The organism is Sphingobium sp. VMM (assembly GCF_056790315.1).
Map to the genome: position 1 here is coordinate 54,207 of NZ_JBXGSI010000008.1, position 16,170 is coordinate 70,376.

The following is a 16,170-nucleotide window of genomic DNA, read 5'->3' on the forward strand; positions in this document are numbered from 1 at the left end:
CTAGAACGGCGGCGTGACGCAGGAGATGGCCCCTTTCATCCACGACCTTGCCGTGATCGGCGGCGGGGTGAACGGGTGTGGCATTGCGCGCGATGCGGCGGGGCGGGGTGCCAGCGTGTTGCTGCTCGAACGGGGCGACCTGGCACAGGGCACTTCCTCGGCCTCGACCAAGCTCATCCATGGCGGGCTGCGCTATCTGGAACATCGCGCCTTCGGTCTGGTCCGCGAATCCCTGGCTGAACGGGAAAGGCTGTGGCGCATCGCGCCGCACATCATCCAGCCGATGCGCTTCGTCCTGCCCTGGGTCCAGGGGCTGCGGCCGCGCTGGCTGCTGCGCCTCGGCCTCTTCCTCTACGATCATATCGGTGGCCGCCGCGCCCTGCCGGCGACGGAGGCGATCGACCTGCGCCAGCATGTCGCCGGCGCGCCGCTGCGGGCGGGGTTCGGCCCAGCTTATGTCTATTCGGACGGCTGGGTCGACGACGCCCGGCTGGTCATCCTCAATGCCCGCGACGCCGCCGATCATGGCGCCGATATCCGCCCCCGCACGCAGGTGCTGCGGCTGGAACAGGCCGGCGATCATTGGCGCATCCATGCGCGCGATGCGGCCGGGCAGGCGCAGACCTTCCATGCGCGGGTCGTGGTCAATGCCACCGGTCCCGCCGTGCTCGACCTGCTGGACCGCGCCGATCGCCGCGCCGACCGGCTCATCCGGCTGGTGCGCGGGTCGCATATCGTCGTGCCGCGCCTGTTCGACCATGGCATGGCCTATTTCTTCCAGTTGCCCGACGGCCGCATCTTCTTCGCCATCCCCTATCAGCATCTCTACACGCTGATCGGCACAACCGACCGCGATCATCAGGACGGCGTCGATCCGATCGCGGCCAGTGCCGAGGAAATCGCCTATCTGTGCGAGGGTGCGAACCGCTATTTCGCCCGGTCGATCAGCCCCGCCGATGTCGTCTGGTCCTTTGCCGGCGTCCGGCCGCTGATCGACGATGGATCGGCCCGGCCGGAATCGGCGACGCGCGGCTATCATCTCGACCTCGATCGGGAGGAGGGCGCGCCGCCGCTGCTCAGCATCTATGGCGGCAAGATCACCACCTATCGCAATCTCGCGGCGGAGGCGATCGCCCTGCTGAAGGCGCTCCTGCCTTCGCTCGCAGGCGATGACTGGACGGCGGACGCGCCGCTCCCCGGCGGCGATTTCCCGATGACCGGCCTGGCTGATCTCGTCGCCGCGCTGGCGGGCGACTATCCTTTCCTTGATCTCGACACTGCCGAGCGGATCGGCTGCGCCTATGGCACTCGCGCCCGCGACTGGCTGGGCGCGGCGCGCGACTGGTCGGACCTGGGCCGGGATTTCGGCCATGGCCTGACCGAAGCGGAGCTCTGCTACCTGCGCGCGCGCGAATGGGCACAGACCAGCGAGGATATTCTCTGGCGCCGGACCAAATTGGGCCTGCGCTTCGACGCCGCGCAACTGGCCGCGCTCGATGCCTGGCTTGAGGAGAGGGCATGACCGACCGCTATCTGCTGGTGCTGGACGAAGGGACCACCTCGACCCGCGCGATGCTCTATGCCCCCGACGGCCGCCGCATCGCGATGGCGCAGGCGGAACTGACCCAATATTATCCACGGCCCGGCTGGGTCGAGCATGACGCCGCCGAAATCTGGACCCGCACGCGCGATTGCGCCCGCCAGATGGTGGATCGGGCGGGTGGCGCCGACCGGATCGCGGCCATCGGCATCACCAACCAGCGCGAGACGGTGGTTGCCTGGGACCGGCGCACCGGCGAACCGCTGGCGCCCGCCATCGTCTGGCAGGATCGGCGCACGACGGCGCAATGCACGACGTTGCGTGAGGCCGGCCATGAAGCGATGCTGCAACAGCGCACCGGCCTCGTCGTCGATCCCTATTTTTCCGCCAGCAAGATGCGCTGGCTGATCGACCATGTGCCGGCCGTGGCAGAGGCGGGGGATAGGCTGGCGCTCGGCACGATCGAAAGCTGGCTGGTATGGAAACTGACCGGTGGCCTGCATGTCAGCGACGCCAGCAATGCCAGCCGCACCCAGCTGGTGGCGCTCGACGGCACCGATTGGGATCCGGCCTTGTGCGACCTGTTCGGCGTGCCCCGCGTCGCACTGCCCGAAATCGTCGACAATGCCGGCGCCTTTGGCGAGACGCTGGCAGAGCTGTTCGGCGGCGCCATCCCGATCCGCGGACTGGCCGGCGATCAGCAGGCGGCCAGCATCGGTCAGGCCTGCCTGACGCCGGGCGATGCCAAGGCGACCCTGGGCACCGGCGCCTTCATCCTCGCCAATATGGGCGCGCAGATGCCGGCCTCGCGCCATCGCTTGCTCGGCACCCTGCTCTACCGGATCGGCGACCAGCGCATTTACGCTCTGGAAGGATCGATCTTCATCGCCGGCAATCTCATCAAATGGCTGCGCGATCAGCTCGGCCTGATCGGATCGGCGGCGGAGACGGAGGCGCTGGCCCGTTCCGTGCCCGACAGCGGCGGCGTGCTGATGCTGCCGGCGCTGGCAGGGCTGGGTGCGCCGTACTGGCGGCCCGATGTGAACGGCGTCATCGCCGGCCTCACCCAGGGATCGACCCGTGCGCACATCGTCCGCGCTGCGCTCGAATCCCTCTCGCATCAATTGTCCGACCTCGCCACCGCCTTCGCCGCTGATGGCGCGCCCTGGCGCCAGCTGCGGATCGACGGCGGCATGAGCGCCAATGACTGGATCGCCCAGGATATCGCTGATATGCTCGATGTCAGTGTGGATCGTCCGGCGGATGTGGAAACCACGGCGCTGGGTGCGGCCATGCTGGCAGGGCTGGGGGCTGGATTGTTCCGCTCCCTGGACGAGGCCGCGACGATGGCAGGAAAGACGACTCGATTTGATCCGGCAATGCTGCCGCAGCCGCGCGATGCGCGACTGTCGGCATGGCACCGCCTGCGCGATCGGGCGCTGACCTCCTGACTCGGGCGATCTTCAGATTAACCGTAAAAATCGATCACCCAATCCGATTTAATCAGTTTTTCTGAAACTTCGCGGGGCCTTAGCCTGTTCTCATCCAAAGCTGAGGAGGACGACATGGTCGATAAGCCAGTGATGACGACGAGCGCGGGTGCGCCGATTGCCGATAACCAGAACAGTCTGAGCGCAGGTCCGCGCGGACCGCTGCTGCTCCAGGATTATCAGCTGCTCGAGAAGCTGGCGCACCAGAATCGCGAACGCATCCCCGAACGCGTCGTCCATGCCAAGGGCTGGGGCGCCTATGGCACGCTGACGATCACTGGCGACATTTCCAAATATACCAAGGCAAAGGCGCTCCAGCCGGGCGCGCAGACGCCGATGATCCTGCGCTTCTCGACCGTGGCAGGCGAATTGGGCGCCGCCGATGCCGAGCGCGACGTGCGCGGCTTTGCGATGAAATTCTACACGCCCGAAGGCAATTGGGATCTGGTCGGCAACAACACGCCGGTCTTCTTCGTGCGCGATCCGCTGAAATTCCCCGATTTCATCCACACGCAGAAGCGCCATCCGCGCACCAATTTGCGCTCGCCCACGGCGATGTGGGACTTCTGGTCCTTGAGCCCCGAATCGCTGCACCAGGTGACGATCCTGATGTCGGATCGCGGCCTGCCGACCGATGTGCGCCATATCAACGGCTATGGCAGCCACACTTTCAGCTTCATCAACGACGCCGGTGAGCGTTTCTGGGTGAAGTTCCACTTCAAGACGATGCAGGGCCATCGCCACTGGACCAACGAGGAAGCGGCGGATGTCGTCGGCCGCACCCGCGAATCCACGCAGGAGGATCTGTTCGAGGCGATCGAGAAGGGCGACTTCCCCAAATGGAAGATGCAGGTCCAGATCATGCCGGAACTGGATGCGGACAAGACGCCCTATAATCCGTTCGACCTCACAAAGGTCTGGCCGCATGCCGATTATCCGCCGATCGACGTCGGCGTGCTGGAGTTGAACCGCAACGCCGACAATTATTTCGCGGAGATCGAGCAGGCCGCATTCTCGCCGTCCAACATCGTGCCGGGCATCGGCTTCTCGCCCGACAAGATGCTCCAGGCACGCATCTTTTCCTATGCAGACGCGCACCGCCACCGGATCGGCACCCATTATGAAGCGCTACCGGTCAACGCCCCCAAATGTCCGGTGCATCATTATCACAAGGATGGGGCGATGCGCTTCTTCCCGAACAATCCGAACCCGGCCGCCTATTATGAGCCCAACAGCTTTGGCGGGCCGGTCGAGGATCAGCGCTTCCTGGAGCCGCCGCTGAAGATTTCGGGCGATGCCGATCGCTATAATCATCGCGAAGGCAATGATGATTTCGGCCAGCCGCGTGCGCTGTTCAACCTGTTCGACGATGCGCAGAAGGCGCGCCTCTTCGCCAATATCGCCGCCGCCATGGGCGATATCCCGGACGAGATCGAGGAGCGCCAGTGCAAGCTCTTCGATCAGGTCCATCCCGACTATGGCGCCGGCGTGCGCCAGGCGCGGGCCACGATCAAGGATCGCAATCCGTCGATTTCGGCCCCGACCGATGCGCTGTTGGCTGACGCATCCAGTTGAATAGACTTGTAATATTGTAAAAACAGGCCGCGGTGATGATCACCGGGGCCTGTTTTTATCTATTCGCTGTGAAATAGTCGGCGGCATAGGAATATATATTAACATTGTCCGCTTAACCCGGATGGGAACATGACGCGGCCCGCCCTTCGCCATATTTCCCTGAAAATGTCGGTATTTACCGGCCTGCTTTACTTTGCGGTCGCGTCGCTTGCCCTGCTGACCTCGCGATTCGAAGGCGGCTTGGCCTTCATCTGGGGCGCCAATGCCCTGCTGATGGCGGAAATGATGACCGCGCGCATGCGCGCCTGGCCGCGTCTCATCCTCTCCTGCATGGTCGCCAGCACGATCGCGACGGCGCTGTTCGGCATCGGCGCAATGGCGGCGGTGCCGATGGCGATCCTCAACGTCGGGGAGGCGCTGGCGGTTGCCTATATCTGTCGCCGGCTGGGCGTCGGGCGACAGATCGCTGCATCGATGCGCGAATTGTCCATCTTCATCTGCGCGCTGGCGGGCGTTGCCAATGTGCTTGCCGGTATCGGCGCCGGGCTCGTGGTCTCCATTTTGCTGGGGGGTAATTTCCCCCATATCTGGCTGCAATGGTATAGCGGCCATGTGCTGGGCGGCCTCATCTGCACGCCGCTGCTGCTGATCCTGCTGCAGGGCGAGGTGAGCCGCTGGGCGCGCCAGGCCCGGCCGATCGAGCGGCTGGAGGCGTTCGGCCTGCTGTCCGCCTTCGCCCTGTGCGCTTGGTGGATATTCTATCGCGTCGATTATCCGATGCTGTTCGCCTCGCTGCTGCCGCTGGTGCTGATCGCCTTCCGCACCGGCTATGCGGGGTCGGCGGCGGCGATCGTCATCCTCGCCCTGATCGGTGGCACGGCGACCATGACCGGCCATGGACCGCTCCGGCTGGTCGCGGCCAGCATTCCCGAACGCATCCAGTTCTTCCAATTCTATCTGGTGCTCAGCTTCCTGCTGTCGGTTCCCGTGGCCGCCGAACTCAACAGCCGTCGCCGGCTGATCCGCATGCTGCGCGACAGCGAGGCGCGCTATCGCGCCTTTGCCGAACATAGCGGTGACGGCGTGGTCAATCTCAGCATCGACGGCATCATCCAATATGTCTCGCCTTCGGCCGTCGACCAGATCGGCATTGATGCAGACAAACTGCTGGGCCAGTCCGCCGTCGACCTGATCGATCCGGAATATCGGCCCTTCGCGATCGTCACCCATCGCCGCGCGATCGCCCATCCGGGGGAGGCGCATGCGGTCGAATTTCGCCCCAACCGGCCGGACAATGATTTCGACTGGTATGAGATGCTGGTCCGCGCCGTGCTGGACGAGCAGGGGCGGGCGATCGGCGTCATCAGCACCGTGCGCGACATTTCCCGCCACAAGGCGCGCCAGCGGGCGCTGCACCAGGCGGCGGCGCAGGATGCCCTGACCGGCGCCGACAGCCGCCGCGCATTGCAGGAAAAGCTGGACGACCAGATAGCCCGCGTCGCGGCCGGCGGACAGGCCTGCCTGCTGCTGATCGACATCGACCATTTCAAGTCGGTCAATGACCGCCATGGCCATGCCGCCGGCGACAGGGTGCTGGTGGGCTTTGTCGAGCGGCTGCGTCAGGCTCTGCGTGGCACCGGCAGCATCGGGCGCCTGGGCGGCGAGGAATTTGCCGTGCTGCTGCCCGATGTCGATCTGGAACGGGCCGAGCGCATCTGCGAGCATCTGCGCACCCGCGTCGGGGTGCGGCCTTTCCCGCTCGGCAATGGCGAGGATATCGCCATCACCTTCAGCGCGGGCCTTGTCGAACTGGACGGCAGCGCCAGCGCCGCGACCCTGATGGAGGCGGCGGACAAGGCGCTCTATGCCGCCAAGGGCAGCGGTCGCAACTGCCTGCGCTTCGCCGCCTGACGGTCCGGCGGAACGGGAACGTCTTTCCCGCCGGAAAAATCGGTGATGTTATGTTGTAACTTATGCCGGTCTCGACTATGTAGCACGCACCATGCTGCTCAGCTTCCGTCACGCCCTGGAATCCGGACGCCTTGATCGCCTCGCGATGGCGCTTTCGGGCCTGTGCGTCGCGCATTGTTTCCTGACCGCAGTGGTGCTGGGCCTGCTGGCATCGGCCGGCGGCATTTTCGACAGTCCGATCTTCCATGAAGCGGGGCTGGCGCTCGCCATCCTGATGGGCGCGATCGCGCTCGGCCATGGCGCGCTCGTCCATCGCTTCATGATGCCCGCCGCGATCGGTTCGCTCGGCCTTGGCATCATGGCCGGCGCGCTGACCATGGATCATGGCTGGCAGGAAAGCGCCTATACGCTGCTTGGCGTCGCCATCCTCGCGCTCGGCCACGATCTCAACCACCGCGCCAGCCACTGACCGCCGGCGATTAGCGGGGGCCGATCTTCCCGCATCGATGACCACGAAAAAGGGGGCCTTTCGGCCCCCTTCGTCTTTCCGTCCTGTCCGCCCGATCAGGCGTCCTTGCGCTCGACGCGATGCTCGCCCTTGACCCAGCGCACGGTGCCGGTGCTGGCGCGCATCACCACGCTCTCGGTGGTCAGCTTGTCGCCCGGCAGATGCTTCACGCCCGCCAGCAGCGATCCGTCGGTCACGCCGGTCGCGGCAAAGATGCAGTCGCCCTTGGCCAGTTCCTTGAGGTCATAGACCTTGTCCAGGTCGGTGATGCCCCACTTGTAGGCGCGCTGCTTCTCGTCATCGTTGCGGAACAGCAGGCGGCCCTTGAACTGGCCACCCACGCAGCGCAGCGCGGCACAGGCCAGCACGCCCTCGGGCGCGCCGCCCGAACCCATATAGATGTCGATCGTGGTTTCGGGATTGGTGGTCGCGATCACGCCGGCCACGTCGCCGTCCGGGATCAGCATGATGCCGCAGCCGATCGCGCGCAGTTCGGCGATCAGCTTCTCGTGGCGCGGGCGATCCAGCACGCAGACGATGATTTCATGCGGATCGACGCCCTTGGCCTTGGCCACCGCCTCGACATTTTCCTTCACCGACTTGTTGAGGTCGATGATATTGTCGGGATAGCCCGGACCGACGGCGATCTTGTCCATATAGACATCGGGCGCGTTGAGCAGGCCGCCTTCTTCCGAAATGGCCAGCACGGCCAGCGCATTGGGGCCGGCCTTGGCGGTGATGGTGGTGCCTTCCAGCGGATCGAGCGCGATGTCGATCTTGGGGCCCTTGCCGATCGCATTGCCGACCTTCTCGCCGATATAGAGCATCGGCGCCTCGTCGCGCTCGCCTTCGCCGATCACGACGGTGCCGTCCATATAGAGGTCGTTGAAGGCCAGGCGCATCGCCTCGACCGCAGCGGCGTCGGCGGCCTTCTCGTCGCCCCGACCGACCAGCTTGGATGCGGCGATTGCAGCCGCTTCGGTGACGCGCACCATTTCGAGTACCAAGACGCGATCGAGAATCGAACTAGCCTGCACCATAGCCACTCCTCTGCTGTAACTGATAGAGCAGGGCGATAGGATGTCCGCCTCTGCTTGTCGACCCAACTTGCCCGGCTCGCAAAGCTTTTCATAGTCGTGATGCCACGGATGGACGCGCCTTTGCCTTATATGCCATTCCGCAGCGTCCAGCCGCTGCCATCATCCCGCCATGTTCGACTGTTCAGATGTCGTCATGCGGTGGGTCTTGTCTTTCCCTCTTTTGCTGATCGGCCTGCCGCTGGCGGCCGCGCAGGATATCGTGCGGGTGGATGAAGCGCCGCTCGCCCAGCGCACCGCGATGGAGCAATATCAGGCGCGCACCGCCGTCGTCCGACCCTGCGATCGCAGCGGCGGCGGCATCGTCGTCTGCGGCAGCCGGGCGGAGCGCAATGCGAAGGAAAGACTGCCGCTGCCGCGCGAGCCGGTCGAAGGGCGACCGCTTGCCGGTGACACGCCGCGCGCGTCCGCTGCCGCACCCAGGCAAGGCGCCTGCGGTGTCGTCGGCGGGCAGGGGACGGGCTGCGTCGGCGGTGGCGTGCCGATCCTGGGCGCGGCGATGCTGGCCGGCAAGGCCATCACCCATTTGCTCGACCCCGACGCAGACATGGCGCCACCGCCGCCCCTGCCGGATTCGGTCAAGGGCGCCGGCCAGCACTGATCCCACCGGTCCCGGCGCGATCAATCCAGAATATGCATGACCATCGGCGTGTCGAGTAGGCTGTCGGAGCCGGCCAGCCGCTCCAGCGTCTCGCGCACGCAGCGTTCCTCGCCGGCATGGGTGACGATCGCCACCAGCACGCCATCGGCCTGGTTGGCGCCGCGCTGGATCATGCTCTCGATCGAGACGCCGGCATCGCGGGTCGCGGCGGCAATCTCGGCCAGCACGCCGGGACGATCCTGCACCTTGAAGCGCAGATAGGCGCGGCCGATCCGCTGGCCGGCGTCTGCCGGCTGCTGCGGGGTCAGGGCGGCGACCGGCATCGCGAGCGCATCGCCATATTCGTCCCGCGCCACGTCGATCAGGTCGGCGACCACCGCCGATGCGGTCGGGCCGTCGCCCGCGCCACGCCCCTGGAAGAAGAGACGACCGACGAAATTACCCTCGGCCACGACGGCATTGAGCGAACCGTCGACATGGGCAAGCGGATGGTCGAGCGGCACCAGCATCGGATGGACGCGCTGGAACAGGCCTTCCGGCCCATTCTCCGCCATGCCGACCAGGCGGATACGGAAGCCCAGCGCCGCCGCCTCGGCAATGTCGGCGGCGATCACATGGCGGATGCCGGTGGTGGCGACATGGTCGAAGTCCAGTTCGGTGCCAAAGGCGAGGCTGGCGAGGATGGTCAGCTTGTGCGCGGCATCGACGCCGTCAATGTCGAAGCTCGGATCGGCCTCGGCATAGCCCAGTTCCTGCGCTTCCTTCAGCACCTCGTCAAAGCCCCGGCCTTCCTTCTCCATGGTGGTCAGGATGTAATTGCAGGTGCCGTTGAGGATGCCATAGACGCGGCTGATCTCGTTGGCGGCCGCGCCTTCGCGCATGCCCTTGATCACCGGGATGCCGCCGGCGACCGCCGCTTCATATTTGAGCGCCACGCCGGCCTTCTCGGCGCGGCTGGCAAGGTCCAGGCCATGATGGGCCAGCATCGCCTTGTTCGCGGTGACGAACGGCTTGCCGGCGGCCAGGCACTGGCGGGCGAGGGTGAGAGCCGGGCCATCGGCGCCGCCGATCAGTTCGACCACCACGTCGATATCGTCGCGGGTCGCCAGCGTCGTCATGTCGTCGACCCATTCATAGGGCGACAGGTCGACGCCGCGATCCTTGTTGCGGTCACGCGCGGAGATGGCGACGACCTGCACCGGACAACCGGCACGGCGGGCAATCAGGTCGCCATTGGTGTTGAGCAGGCGAATGACGCCGCCACCCACCGTTCCGAGGCCAACGAGCGCGACGCGCAGCGGGGCATGGCGGTGGAGATTGGTCATGGTGTTTCCTGGTCCTTCGCACTGTAAGAGCCGCGCTGATAGCGGCCCGAGCGCCGCTGTCCAAGGAAAAGCACAGCGGCGCCCGATTGAAAGATAAGTGCGTAGGGGGTCAGCTCGGCTTTCGATTGCGTGCGCAGCGACCGAGTGCGTTCAGGACGAACTGGTAATCGGCGCGGGCGGCTTCGGCGTCCTGCACTGCCAGGGTGCGGACCGACCGGGCCGGCAAAGTGGCCGGCAGGCTGCAGCTCAACCGATACCAGAGCAGGCTGCCGGGGGCAGGGGCGCGGGCGGCTTCGTCGACGATTTCGCCCAGCGCCACGGCCCAGCTGGGCTGTTGTCCGGGGCGGCGGATGATCGACAGCGACACCGGGTCGCCATTTTCGGTGCGCAGGAAAATCTGGGTCTCGCCTTCGCCTGCAATCGTGCCGGCAACATGGAAGGCGTCGCCCAGGCCGATGATTCGCGGTGCGGCATCGGGTGCGACCAGGGCGGATAGCACCGCCTTCACCCGTTCTACCTCGGCGGGGGTGGCGGCGATCTGCGCATCGCGCGCGATCAGCTGAATCTGGCCCGGCCGCCCGCCCGGACGGGCAAACAGCAGCACCTGTGCCTTTTTCAGCTTGGGCATCTTACCCTTCGAATCGAGGCGAGCGTCATAGAGGTAGCCGACGGTCGGGCTTATGCCCCCTTCGCCGCGAATCAGTGCTGTCACTTCGGCCTCGACATAGACCCTGCGATAGCCCGCAGGGACGTCCGGAGCCTGTTCGGGCTTCAACGGGACGATGTTGCTAATGCGCACGTTGGCAACCAGCGGGGCCGCATCGGAAAGGTCGGCAATGTCGGCATAGGTCAATCCGGCGGCGACCGTCGATGATTGCGCTGTCATCGAATTTGTCTGAGAAAATGCCGGAAAAACGGCGGTATATGAGGCGGAAATGAGGCACAGCGAGGCGAGTGTCTTCATGGCGATGGTGGATTTCTTCTGCATCTTCGTCCTATGCTGTCAGCCCGTGGCAGGGATGTCACAGGCAAGTCATTCCGGTGTGTGATGGTAAACGCAAGCCGGTAGTTCGATAAAGCGTTTGCGTGCCACGATGCGCCGCGATAGGAGTTCGCACGGTAGCAAATGGACGGATAAGGGCCAAAGGTGGTCGGGGATACCCCCGGGCAGCTCGGGCCGTTTTTGGCTGATTTGTACAACCCACTGGTAAGATGAGTTAAGGAGTGTCGTTGCCGAATGGCCTATGCTGACCACTCGCAAGGATCGAGTCGCACGATATCGATCGTCATCGTCGCCCTGATTCACGCTGTTCTCGGCTATGCCTTCGTCACCGGTCTTGGCATGAAATATGTCAAAAAGGCGGCGGAACAGCTGAACGTGATCGACGTGAAGGAGGAGCCCCCGCCACCGGACGAGGAGCCGCCGCCGCCGCCGCCGGACAAGCCGATTGAGCCTCCGCCGGTCGTCGCGCCGCCGCCGATCGTCCAGACCCCGGCCCCAGCGCCGCCGATCCAGACGGTTCGGACGCCGCCGCCGGTGTTCAATGAGGTTCCGGTGCCCGCACCGCCGCCGGCCCCGCCGCCGCCGCCCGCTGCAAAGCAGGCTGCAAAGGGCGTGTCGCCGCGTGGCAATCCGGGTTCCTGGGCAACCACTGAAGACTATCCTTCGCGCGCTCTGCGTGAAGAAAAGCAGGGGACCACTGGTTTCCGTCTTGAAGTGGGCGCCGATGGCCGTGTCACGAGCTGCACCGTTACGCAGTCGAGTGGCTCGCCTGAACTGGACGACGCAACTTGTAAGCTGGTTTCCCGCCGCGCGCGCTTTAGCCCCGCGGAAGATGACCAGGGTAACAAGATCCCGTCGACCTACGCGAACCGCATTCAGTGGCGGATCCCGCAGTAATTTAAACGGGAGGGCAGGCGCCCGGCGCCGCTCTCCCCTTTCACGATCCTTTTGAGAGGGAAGTCTTGAACATGTTGATGTATCTCGCAGCCGCGGCGCCCAAGCCGGAAAACCCGTACGGCCTGATGGAAGCCCTGGAGCAGGGCGGCACCATTGCCTGGACCGTCTTCATCATCCTCTGCGCCATGTCGGTCGGCACTTTCTACATCCTGTTCACCAAGCTGATCGAACAGCAGAAGGTGATCAGCCAGGGCAAGAAGATCCGTGCGACCTTCTGGCGCGCCGCTTCGCTGAAGGAAGCTTCGGCCAAGCTCGAAAAGAACTCGGCCTACAAGCAGATCGTCGATGACGGCATCAAGGCTCAGGAAGAGCATGGCAAGCTGAAGGATCCGGTCGAAGCACATGACTGGCTGCACGGCTCGCTGGCTCGCTCGGAAGCCGCGATCAACTCGTCGCTCGGTGGCGGCCTGGCGTTCCTCGCCACCGTCGGTTCGACCTCGCCGTTCATCGGTCTGTTCGGTACCGTTATCGGCATCTACCGCGCTCTGATCAAGATCGGTGCTGCCGGTCAGGCCTCGATCGACGCCGTTGCCGGCCCGGTCGGTGAAGCTCTGATCATGACCGCGCTGGGTCTGGCCGTGGCCGTTCCCGCCGTTCTGGCCTACAACTTCCTGCAGCGCCGCAACAAGGCGATCTCGGAACAGCTGAACGGCTTCACCGTCGACCTGCTGGCCTACCTGGTTTCGGACGGCGCCGTGAAGCCGACCGTTGCTGCCGCTCCGGCCGCTGCTGCTGCCAAGCCGGCTGCTGCGCCGACCAAGGCCTGATCGCCTTAAGACGCCGGTTCGGGCGCCGGGTGGCGGCTGCGACCACCCGGCCCCTGCCGGACAGGGGCCCCGGTTAACGGGGCACCTACGACACCAAGGTTAGGATTGTATCAATGGCAATGAGTGTTGGCTCCGACGGCGGTGACGACAAGCCGATGTCCGACATCAACACGACGCCGCTCGTCGACGTCATGCTGGTGTTGCTCATCATCTTTCTCATCGCGGTCCCGGTCGTCGTCCAGACGGTCGATCTGCAACTTCCCAAGGTGGCGTTCGAGCCGACCACGACGAAACCCGAAAATGTTTCCTTGTCGGTCACCTCGGCGCCCGACGGCAGCTGTGCGGTTTACTGGAACCTGACCAAGGTCAGCTCCGACGAACTGCTCGATCGCGCCGTCGCCAAGCTGGAAGCGGACATCAAGAGGGCTGGTGGTGTTGAAAATCTGACGCCCGAGGATCTGCCCGAAGTGCATATCCGCGGCGACATCAATACCCCCTATCGTTGCATCGGCGGCACCATCTACACGATGCAGCGCGCCGGTTTCCCGAAGGTGGGCTTCATCTCCGAACCGGAACCCGGTTCGACGACGACCCGCCTCTGATCGGCCGCATAAGGAGAATTCGTTATGGCCATGAGCATGGGCTCCGATGATGGTGAGCCGATGGTGGAAATGAACACGACGCCGTTGATCGACGTCATGCTCGTTCTCCTCATCATGTTCATCATCACCATTCCGATCCAGACCCACGCGGTTAAGATCGATCTGCCGCAGAGCGCGCCTCCGAGCGACAATGTGGTCGACCCTGTCAAGAACAAGGTCGCGATCGATGCCGGCGGCGTGATCAGCTGGAACGGTGCGCCGATCGACCTGCTGACCCTGCGTCAGTATCTGCAGCAGTCGCTGCGTCTGCCCGTCGAGCCGGAACTGCAGTTCCAGCCCAACGCGCAGACCCGCTACGTCGTCGTTGACGAGGTGCTGGCGGAGATCAAGCGTGCGGGCGTGACCAAGCTGGGTTTCGTCGGCAACGAGCAGTATAGCTCGTTCTGATCCCTGATCGTCCGGGGCCCGTCGGTCTCAGACTTCCCGTCTCCGACCCGTCGGACGATCAATCGGACCACAGACCAGGGGCTGCTTCGGCAGCCCCTTTTTTGTGCCCGTCCGTCTCCCGCTTAACATTTCCCTTACCTTCCTGCGCGATGCTGAAGGGGAATGGGTGGATGTGGACCATGGGCGCTGAACGACTGACCGAATTGGAACGCAGGGGCCGGCTTGCCGAACGGCGCGACGTTGTGATCAGCGTCAAGGTGCGGCGTCCGGGTGAGACCTGGTTCACCAGCAATATCGCCGACATGTCGCTCACCGGCTTTCGCCTGCACAGTTTCATGAAGCTCACCGTCGGCAGCGAATTGTGGATCATGCTGCCGGGTTTCGAGGGCCGTCGCGCCCGCGTTCAATGGGTGCGCGCGCATGAATCGGGCTGCACCTTCGAGCGCCCGCTCCATCCCGCCATCTTCGACTATATCATCCAGCGCAGCCTGTCCGGCCGCTGACGGCGCGTCCAGTCGGACGGCGGTTCAGCCGTCCAGCTGGTCCTGGAACTGCAGGCTGGCGAGCCGCGCATAAAGGCCGCCCAGCGCCACCAGCGTCGCATGGTCGCCCTGTTCCACGATCCGTCCCTGATCCAGCACGATGATCCGGTCGGCGGCGCGCACGGTCGCCAGCCGATGGGCGATGACGATCGTCGTGCGCCCCTGCATCAGTCGGTCGAGTGCATCCTTGACCAGTTGCTCCGATTCCGCGTCCAGCGCCGACGTTGCCTCGTCCAGCAGCAGGATCGGCGCATCGCGCAGCAGCGCGCGGGCGATCGACACGCGCTGGCGCTGCCCACCCGACAGCCGTGCGCCGCCTTCGCCCAGATGGCTGTCCAGCCCCTGGGGCAGGGCGCGCAGAAAGGCCTCGGCATTGGCCGCCCGCGCCGCTGCCCATATCTCCTCGTCGCTCGCATCCCATTTGCCGTAGCGCAGATTGTCGCGGGCAGACGCGGCGAAGATCACGCTGTCCTGCGGCACCATCGCCATGGCGGCGCGCAGCGCTGCCGGATCGGCGGCCGGCAGCGGCACATCGTTCAGCCGCACTTCGCCCTGGTCGGGATCATAGAAGCGCAGCGCCAGCTGGATCAGCGTCGACTTGCCGGCGCCCGAAGGTCCGACCACCGCCACCGTCTCGCCCGGCGCAATGTCGATCGTGACGCCGTTCAGCGCCGCCTGGTCGGGCCGGGTGGGATAATGGAAATGGACATTGTCGAAGCGCAGCCGCGCGCCCTGCGCCAGCGTCGGGATCGCGACCGGTACAGCCGGCGCAGCGATCGCCGGCTCGGCCACCATCAGTTCGTCCAGCCGGCTCGCCGCCCCGGCGCCACGCAGCAGGTCGCCCCAGCTTTCCGACAGCGATCCGAAGGCACCGGCCACCAGCCCGCCGGTCAGCACGAAGGCGGCGATGCTGCCACCCGACAGCCGCCCGGCTGCGACGTCGATCGCGCCCAGCCACAACACGCCGGTGATCGATCCGAACACCAGGGCAAAGGCGATCGCGGTCATCACCGCGCGCAGCAATATGCGCTGACGGGCGGTAGCAAAGCCGCTCGCGACGGTCGCATCGAACCGGGCCGCCTCGCGACCTTCCTGGCCAAAGCCCTGGACGATCTTCATCGCGCCCAGCACCTCGGTGGTGACGCTGCCGACTTCCGCCAGCCGATCCTGGCTGGCGCGCGACAATTTGCGCACCCGCCGGCCCAGCGTCACCAATGTCAGCACGATCACCGGTATGCCCAGGATCAGCAGCCCCGCCAGCTTGGGCGCCAGTATGAACAGATAGATGAGGCCACCAATGCCGGTGACCAGGTTGCGCAGCGCGACCGACACGGTCGACCCCACCACCTGGTCGATGATCGCGGTGTCCGCCGTCATGCGCGACGCGATCTCCGACGGCCGGTTCTCCTCGAAGAAGGCCGGCGCCTGGCGCAGCAGATTGGCCTGGGTCGCGCTGCGAATGTCGGCGACCACCCGCTCGCCCAGCCAGGACACGAAATAGAAGCGCAGCGCGCTTGCCAGCGCCAGGATCACCACCAGCAGGAACAGATATTCGAACCAGCGGCTGATATCGCCACCGCCGGTAAAGCCCTTGTCGATCACCAGGCGAAAGCCGCTTGGGATCGCTAGCGTCGCTGCGGAAGAGACGATCAGCGCGGTCAGCGCCCCGGCGATCCGCGCCGGATAGCGCGTCGCAAAGCGCCACAGCATGGCCAGACTCGACAGGGCAGGGCGATCGGCGCGGCGCGGCGCGGGTGCGGTGGCATCCTCCATGTCGGGGCGTTAGCAGCGCGGCGCGCCCGCCT

The 16,170-nt window shown here is 65.3% G+C and carries 15 protein-coding genes; 11 read left to right on the forward strand and 4 right to left on the reverse strand.

Going from position 1 to position 16,170, the window contains the following annotated elements; genetic code table 11:
- Positions 1-13 precede the first annotated feature (13 nt).
- The 5 genes from ACUCV3_RS11915 (at position 14) to ACUCV3_RS11935 (ending at position 6,985) form a co-directional block, all read left to right on the forward strand.
- Positions 14-1,522, forward strand: coding sequence for a glycerol-3-phosphate dehydrogenase (locus tag ACUCV3_RS11915; RefSeq protein ID WP_279729416.1), 1,509 nt, complete (start codon positions 14-16; stop codon positions 1,520-1,522).
- Positions 1,519-2,991 (forward strand): FGGY family carbohydrate kinase, encoded by a 1,473-nt coding sequence (locus tag ACUCV3_RS11920; protein WP_279729418.1) that lies wholly within the window; start codon positions 1,519-1,521, stop codon positions 2,989-2,991. Before ACUCV3_RS11915 ends, ACUCV3_RS11920 begins: the two co-directional genes overlap by 4 nt.
- A 114-nt stretch (positions 2,992-3,105) precedes the next feature.
- Positions 3,106-4,605 (forward strand): catalase, encoded by a 1,500-nt coding sequence (locus tag ACUCV3_RS11925; protein ID WP_037507341.1) that lies wholly within the window; start codon positions 3,106-3,108, stop codon positions 4,603-4,605.
- Between the two features lie 129 nt (positions 4,606-4,734).
- Positions 4,735-6,516, forward strand: a complete 1,782-nt coding sequence (locus ACUCV3_RS11930; protein ID WP_482240647.1) for a sensor domain-containing diguanylate cyclase — start codon at positions 4,735-4,737, stop codon at positions 6,514-6,516.
- Positions 6,517-6,607: 91 nt separating this feature from the next.
- Positions 6,608-6,985 carry a MerC domain-containing protein gene (locus ACUCV3_RS11935; RefSeq protein ID WP_004209982.1) on the forward strand — a complete coding sequence of 126 codons (378 nt, stop codon included), beginning with the start codon at positions 6,608-6,610 and terminating at the stop codon, positions 6,983-6,985.
- Positions 6,986-7,080: 95 nt separating this feature from the next.
- Here the strand turns inward: ACUCV3_RS11935 and glpX are convergent, their stop codons facing one another.
- A complete protein-coding gene (glpX, locus tag ACUCV3_RS11940) occupies positions 7,081-8,064 on the reverse strand; it encodes a class II fructose-bisphosphatase (RefSeq protein WP_004209983.1) in 984 nt (327 codons plus the stop codon).
- 220 nt (positions 8,065-8,284) lie between these two features.
- Between glpX and ACUCV3_RS11945 the strand changes: the two genes are divergently transcribed.
- The gene (locus tag ACUCV3_RS11945) at positions 8,285-8,722 is read left to right on the forward strand and encodes a hypothetical protein (RefSeq protein WP_010336870.1); all 438 of its coding nucleotides are present in this window, start codon (positions 8,285-8,287) and stop codon (positions 8,720-8,722) included.
- 20 nt (positions 8,723-8,742) lie between these two features.
- On the opposite strand, the gene ACUCV3_RS11950 is transcribed toward ACUCV3_RS11945, so the two are convergent.
- Both ACUCV3_RS11950 and ACUCV3_RS11955 read right to left on the reverse strand, forming a co-directional pair.
- Positions 8,743-10,047, reverse strand: coding sequence for a homoserine dehydrogenase (locus ACUCV3_RS11950; protein WP_010336871.1), 1,305 nt, complete (start codon positions 10,045-10,047; stop codon positions 8,743-8,745).
- Positions 10,048-10,156: 109 nt separating this feature from the next.
- Positions 10,157-11,035, reverse strand: a complete 879-nt coding sequence (locus ACUCV3_RS11955; RefSeq protein ID WP_279729425.1) for a hypothetical protein — start codon at positions 11,033-11,035, stop codon at positions 10,157-10,159.
- 249 nt (positions 11,036-11,284) lie between these two features.
- Between ACUCV3_RS11955 and ACUCV3_RS11960 the strand changes: the two genes are divergently transcribed.
- The 5 genes from ACUCV3_RS11960 to ACUCV3_RS11980 all read left to right on the forward strand — a co-directional run bounded on the left by ACUCV3_RS11960 (position 11,285) and on the right by ACUCV3_RS11980 (position 14,326).
- A complete protein-coding gene (locus ACUCV3_RS11960; protein ID WP_004209989.1) occupies positions 11,285-11,947 on the forward strand; it encodes an energy transducer TonB in 663 nt (220 codons plus the stop codon).
- A 71-nt stretch (positions 11,948-12,018) separates the two neighbouring features.
- Positions 12,019-12,774 (forward strand): MotA/TolQ/ExbB proton channel family protein, encoded by a 756-nt coding sequence (locus tag ACUCV3_RS11965; RefSeq protein WP_004209990.1) that lies wholly within the window; start codon positions 12,019-12,021, stop codon positions 12,772-12,774.
- A 113-nt stretch (positions 12,775-12,887) separates the two neighbouring features.
- The gene (locus ACUCV3_RS11970; protein ID WP_482240648.1) at positions 12,888-13,376 is read left to right on the forward strand and encodes an ExbD/TolR family protein; all 489 of its coding nucleotides are present in this window, start codon (positions 12,888-12,890) and stop codon (positions 13,374-13,376) included.
- 24 nt (positions 13,377-13,400) lie between these two features.
- Positions 13,401-13,823, forward strand: coding sequence for an ExbD/TolR family protein (locus ACUCV3_RS11975; RefSeq protein ID WP_004209993.1), 423 nt, complete (start codon positions 13,401-13,403; stop codon positions 13,821-13,823).
- Positions 13,824-14,002: 179 nt separating this feature from the next.
- Positions 14,003-14,326 carry a PilZ domain-containing protein gene (locus ACUCV3_RS11980; RefSeq protein WP_099232017.1) on the forward strand — a complete coding sequence of 108 codons (324 nt, stop codon included), beginning with the start codon at positions 14,003-14,005 and terminating at the stop codon, positions 14,324-14,326.
- 24 nt (positions 14,327-14,350) lie between these two features.
- On the opposite strand, the gene ACUCV3_RS11985 is transcribed toward ACUCV3_RS11980, so the two are convergent.
- Entirely contained in the window at positions 14,351-16,138 is a 1,788-nt protein-coding gene (locus tag ACUCV3_RS11985; protein ID WP_279729430.1) for an ABC transporter transmembrane domain-containing protein, read from the reverse strand.
- Positions 16,139-16,170: the final 32 nt, after the last annotated feature.

Coding starts and splice junctions, on each gene's coding strand:
- ACUCV3_RS11980 (WP_099232017.1), top strand. CDS start 14,003: ATGGGCGCTGAACGACTGACCGAATTGGAACGCAGGGGCCGGCTTGCC.
- ACUCV3_RS11965 (WP_004209990.1), top strand. CDS start 12,019: ATGTTGATGTATCTCGCAGCCGCGGCGCCCAAGCCGGAAAACCCGTAC.
- ACUCV3_RS11925 (WP_037507341.1), top strand. CDS start 3,106: ATGGTCGATAAGCCAGTGATGACGACGAGCGCGGGTGCGCCGATTGCC.
- ACUCV3_RS11985 (WP_279729430.1), bottom strand. CDS start 16,138: ATGGAGGATGCCACCGCACCCGCGCCGCGCCGCGCCGATCGCCCTGCC.
- ACUCV3_RS11960 (WP_004209989.1), top strand. CDS start 11,285: ATGGCCTATGCTGACCACTCGCAAGGATCGAGTCGCACGATATCGATC.
- ACUCV3_RS11930 (WP_482240647.1), top strand. CDS start 4,735: ATGACGCGGCCCGCCCTTCGCCATATTTCCCTGAAAATGTCGGTATTT.
- ACUCV3_RS11955 (WP_279729425.1), bottom strand. CDS start 11,035: ATGCAGAAGAAATCCACCATCGCCATGAAGACACTCGCCTCGCTGTGC.
- glpX (WP_004209983.1), bottom strand. CDS start 8,064: ATGGTGCAGGCTAGTTCGATTCTCGATCGCGTCTTGGTACTCGAAATG.
- ACUCV3_RS11950 (WP_010336871.1), bottom strand. CDS start 10,047: ATGACCAATCTCCACCGCCATGCCCCGCTGCGCGTCGCGCTCGTTGGC.
- ACUCV3_RS11920 (WP_279729418.1), top strand. CDS start 1,519: ATGACCGACCGCTATCTGCTGGTGCTGGACGAAGGGACCACCTCGACC.
- ACUCV3_RS11970 (WP_482240648.1), top strand. CDS start 12,888: ATGGCAATGAGTGTTGGCTCCGACGGCGGTGACGACAAGCCGATGTCC.
- ACUCV3_RS11935 (WP_004209982.1), top strand. CDS start 6,608: ATGCTGCTCAGCTTCCGTCACGCCCTGGAATCCGGACGCCTTGATCGC.
- ACUCV3_RS11975 (WP_004209993.1), top strand. CDS start 13,401: ATGGCCATGAGCATGGGCTCCGATGATGGTGAGCCGATGGTGGAAATG.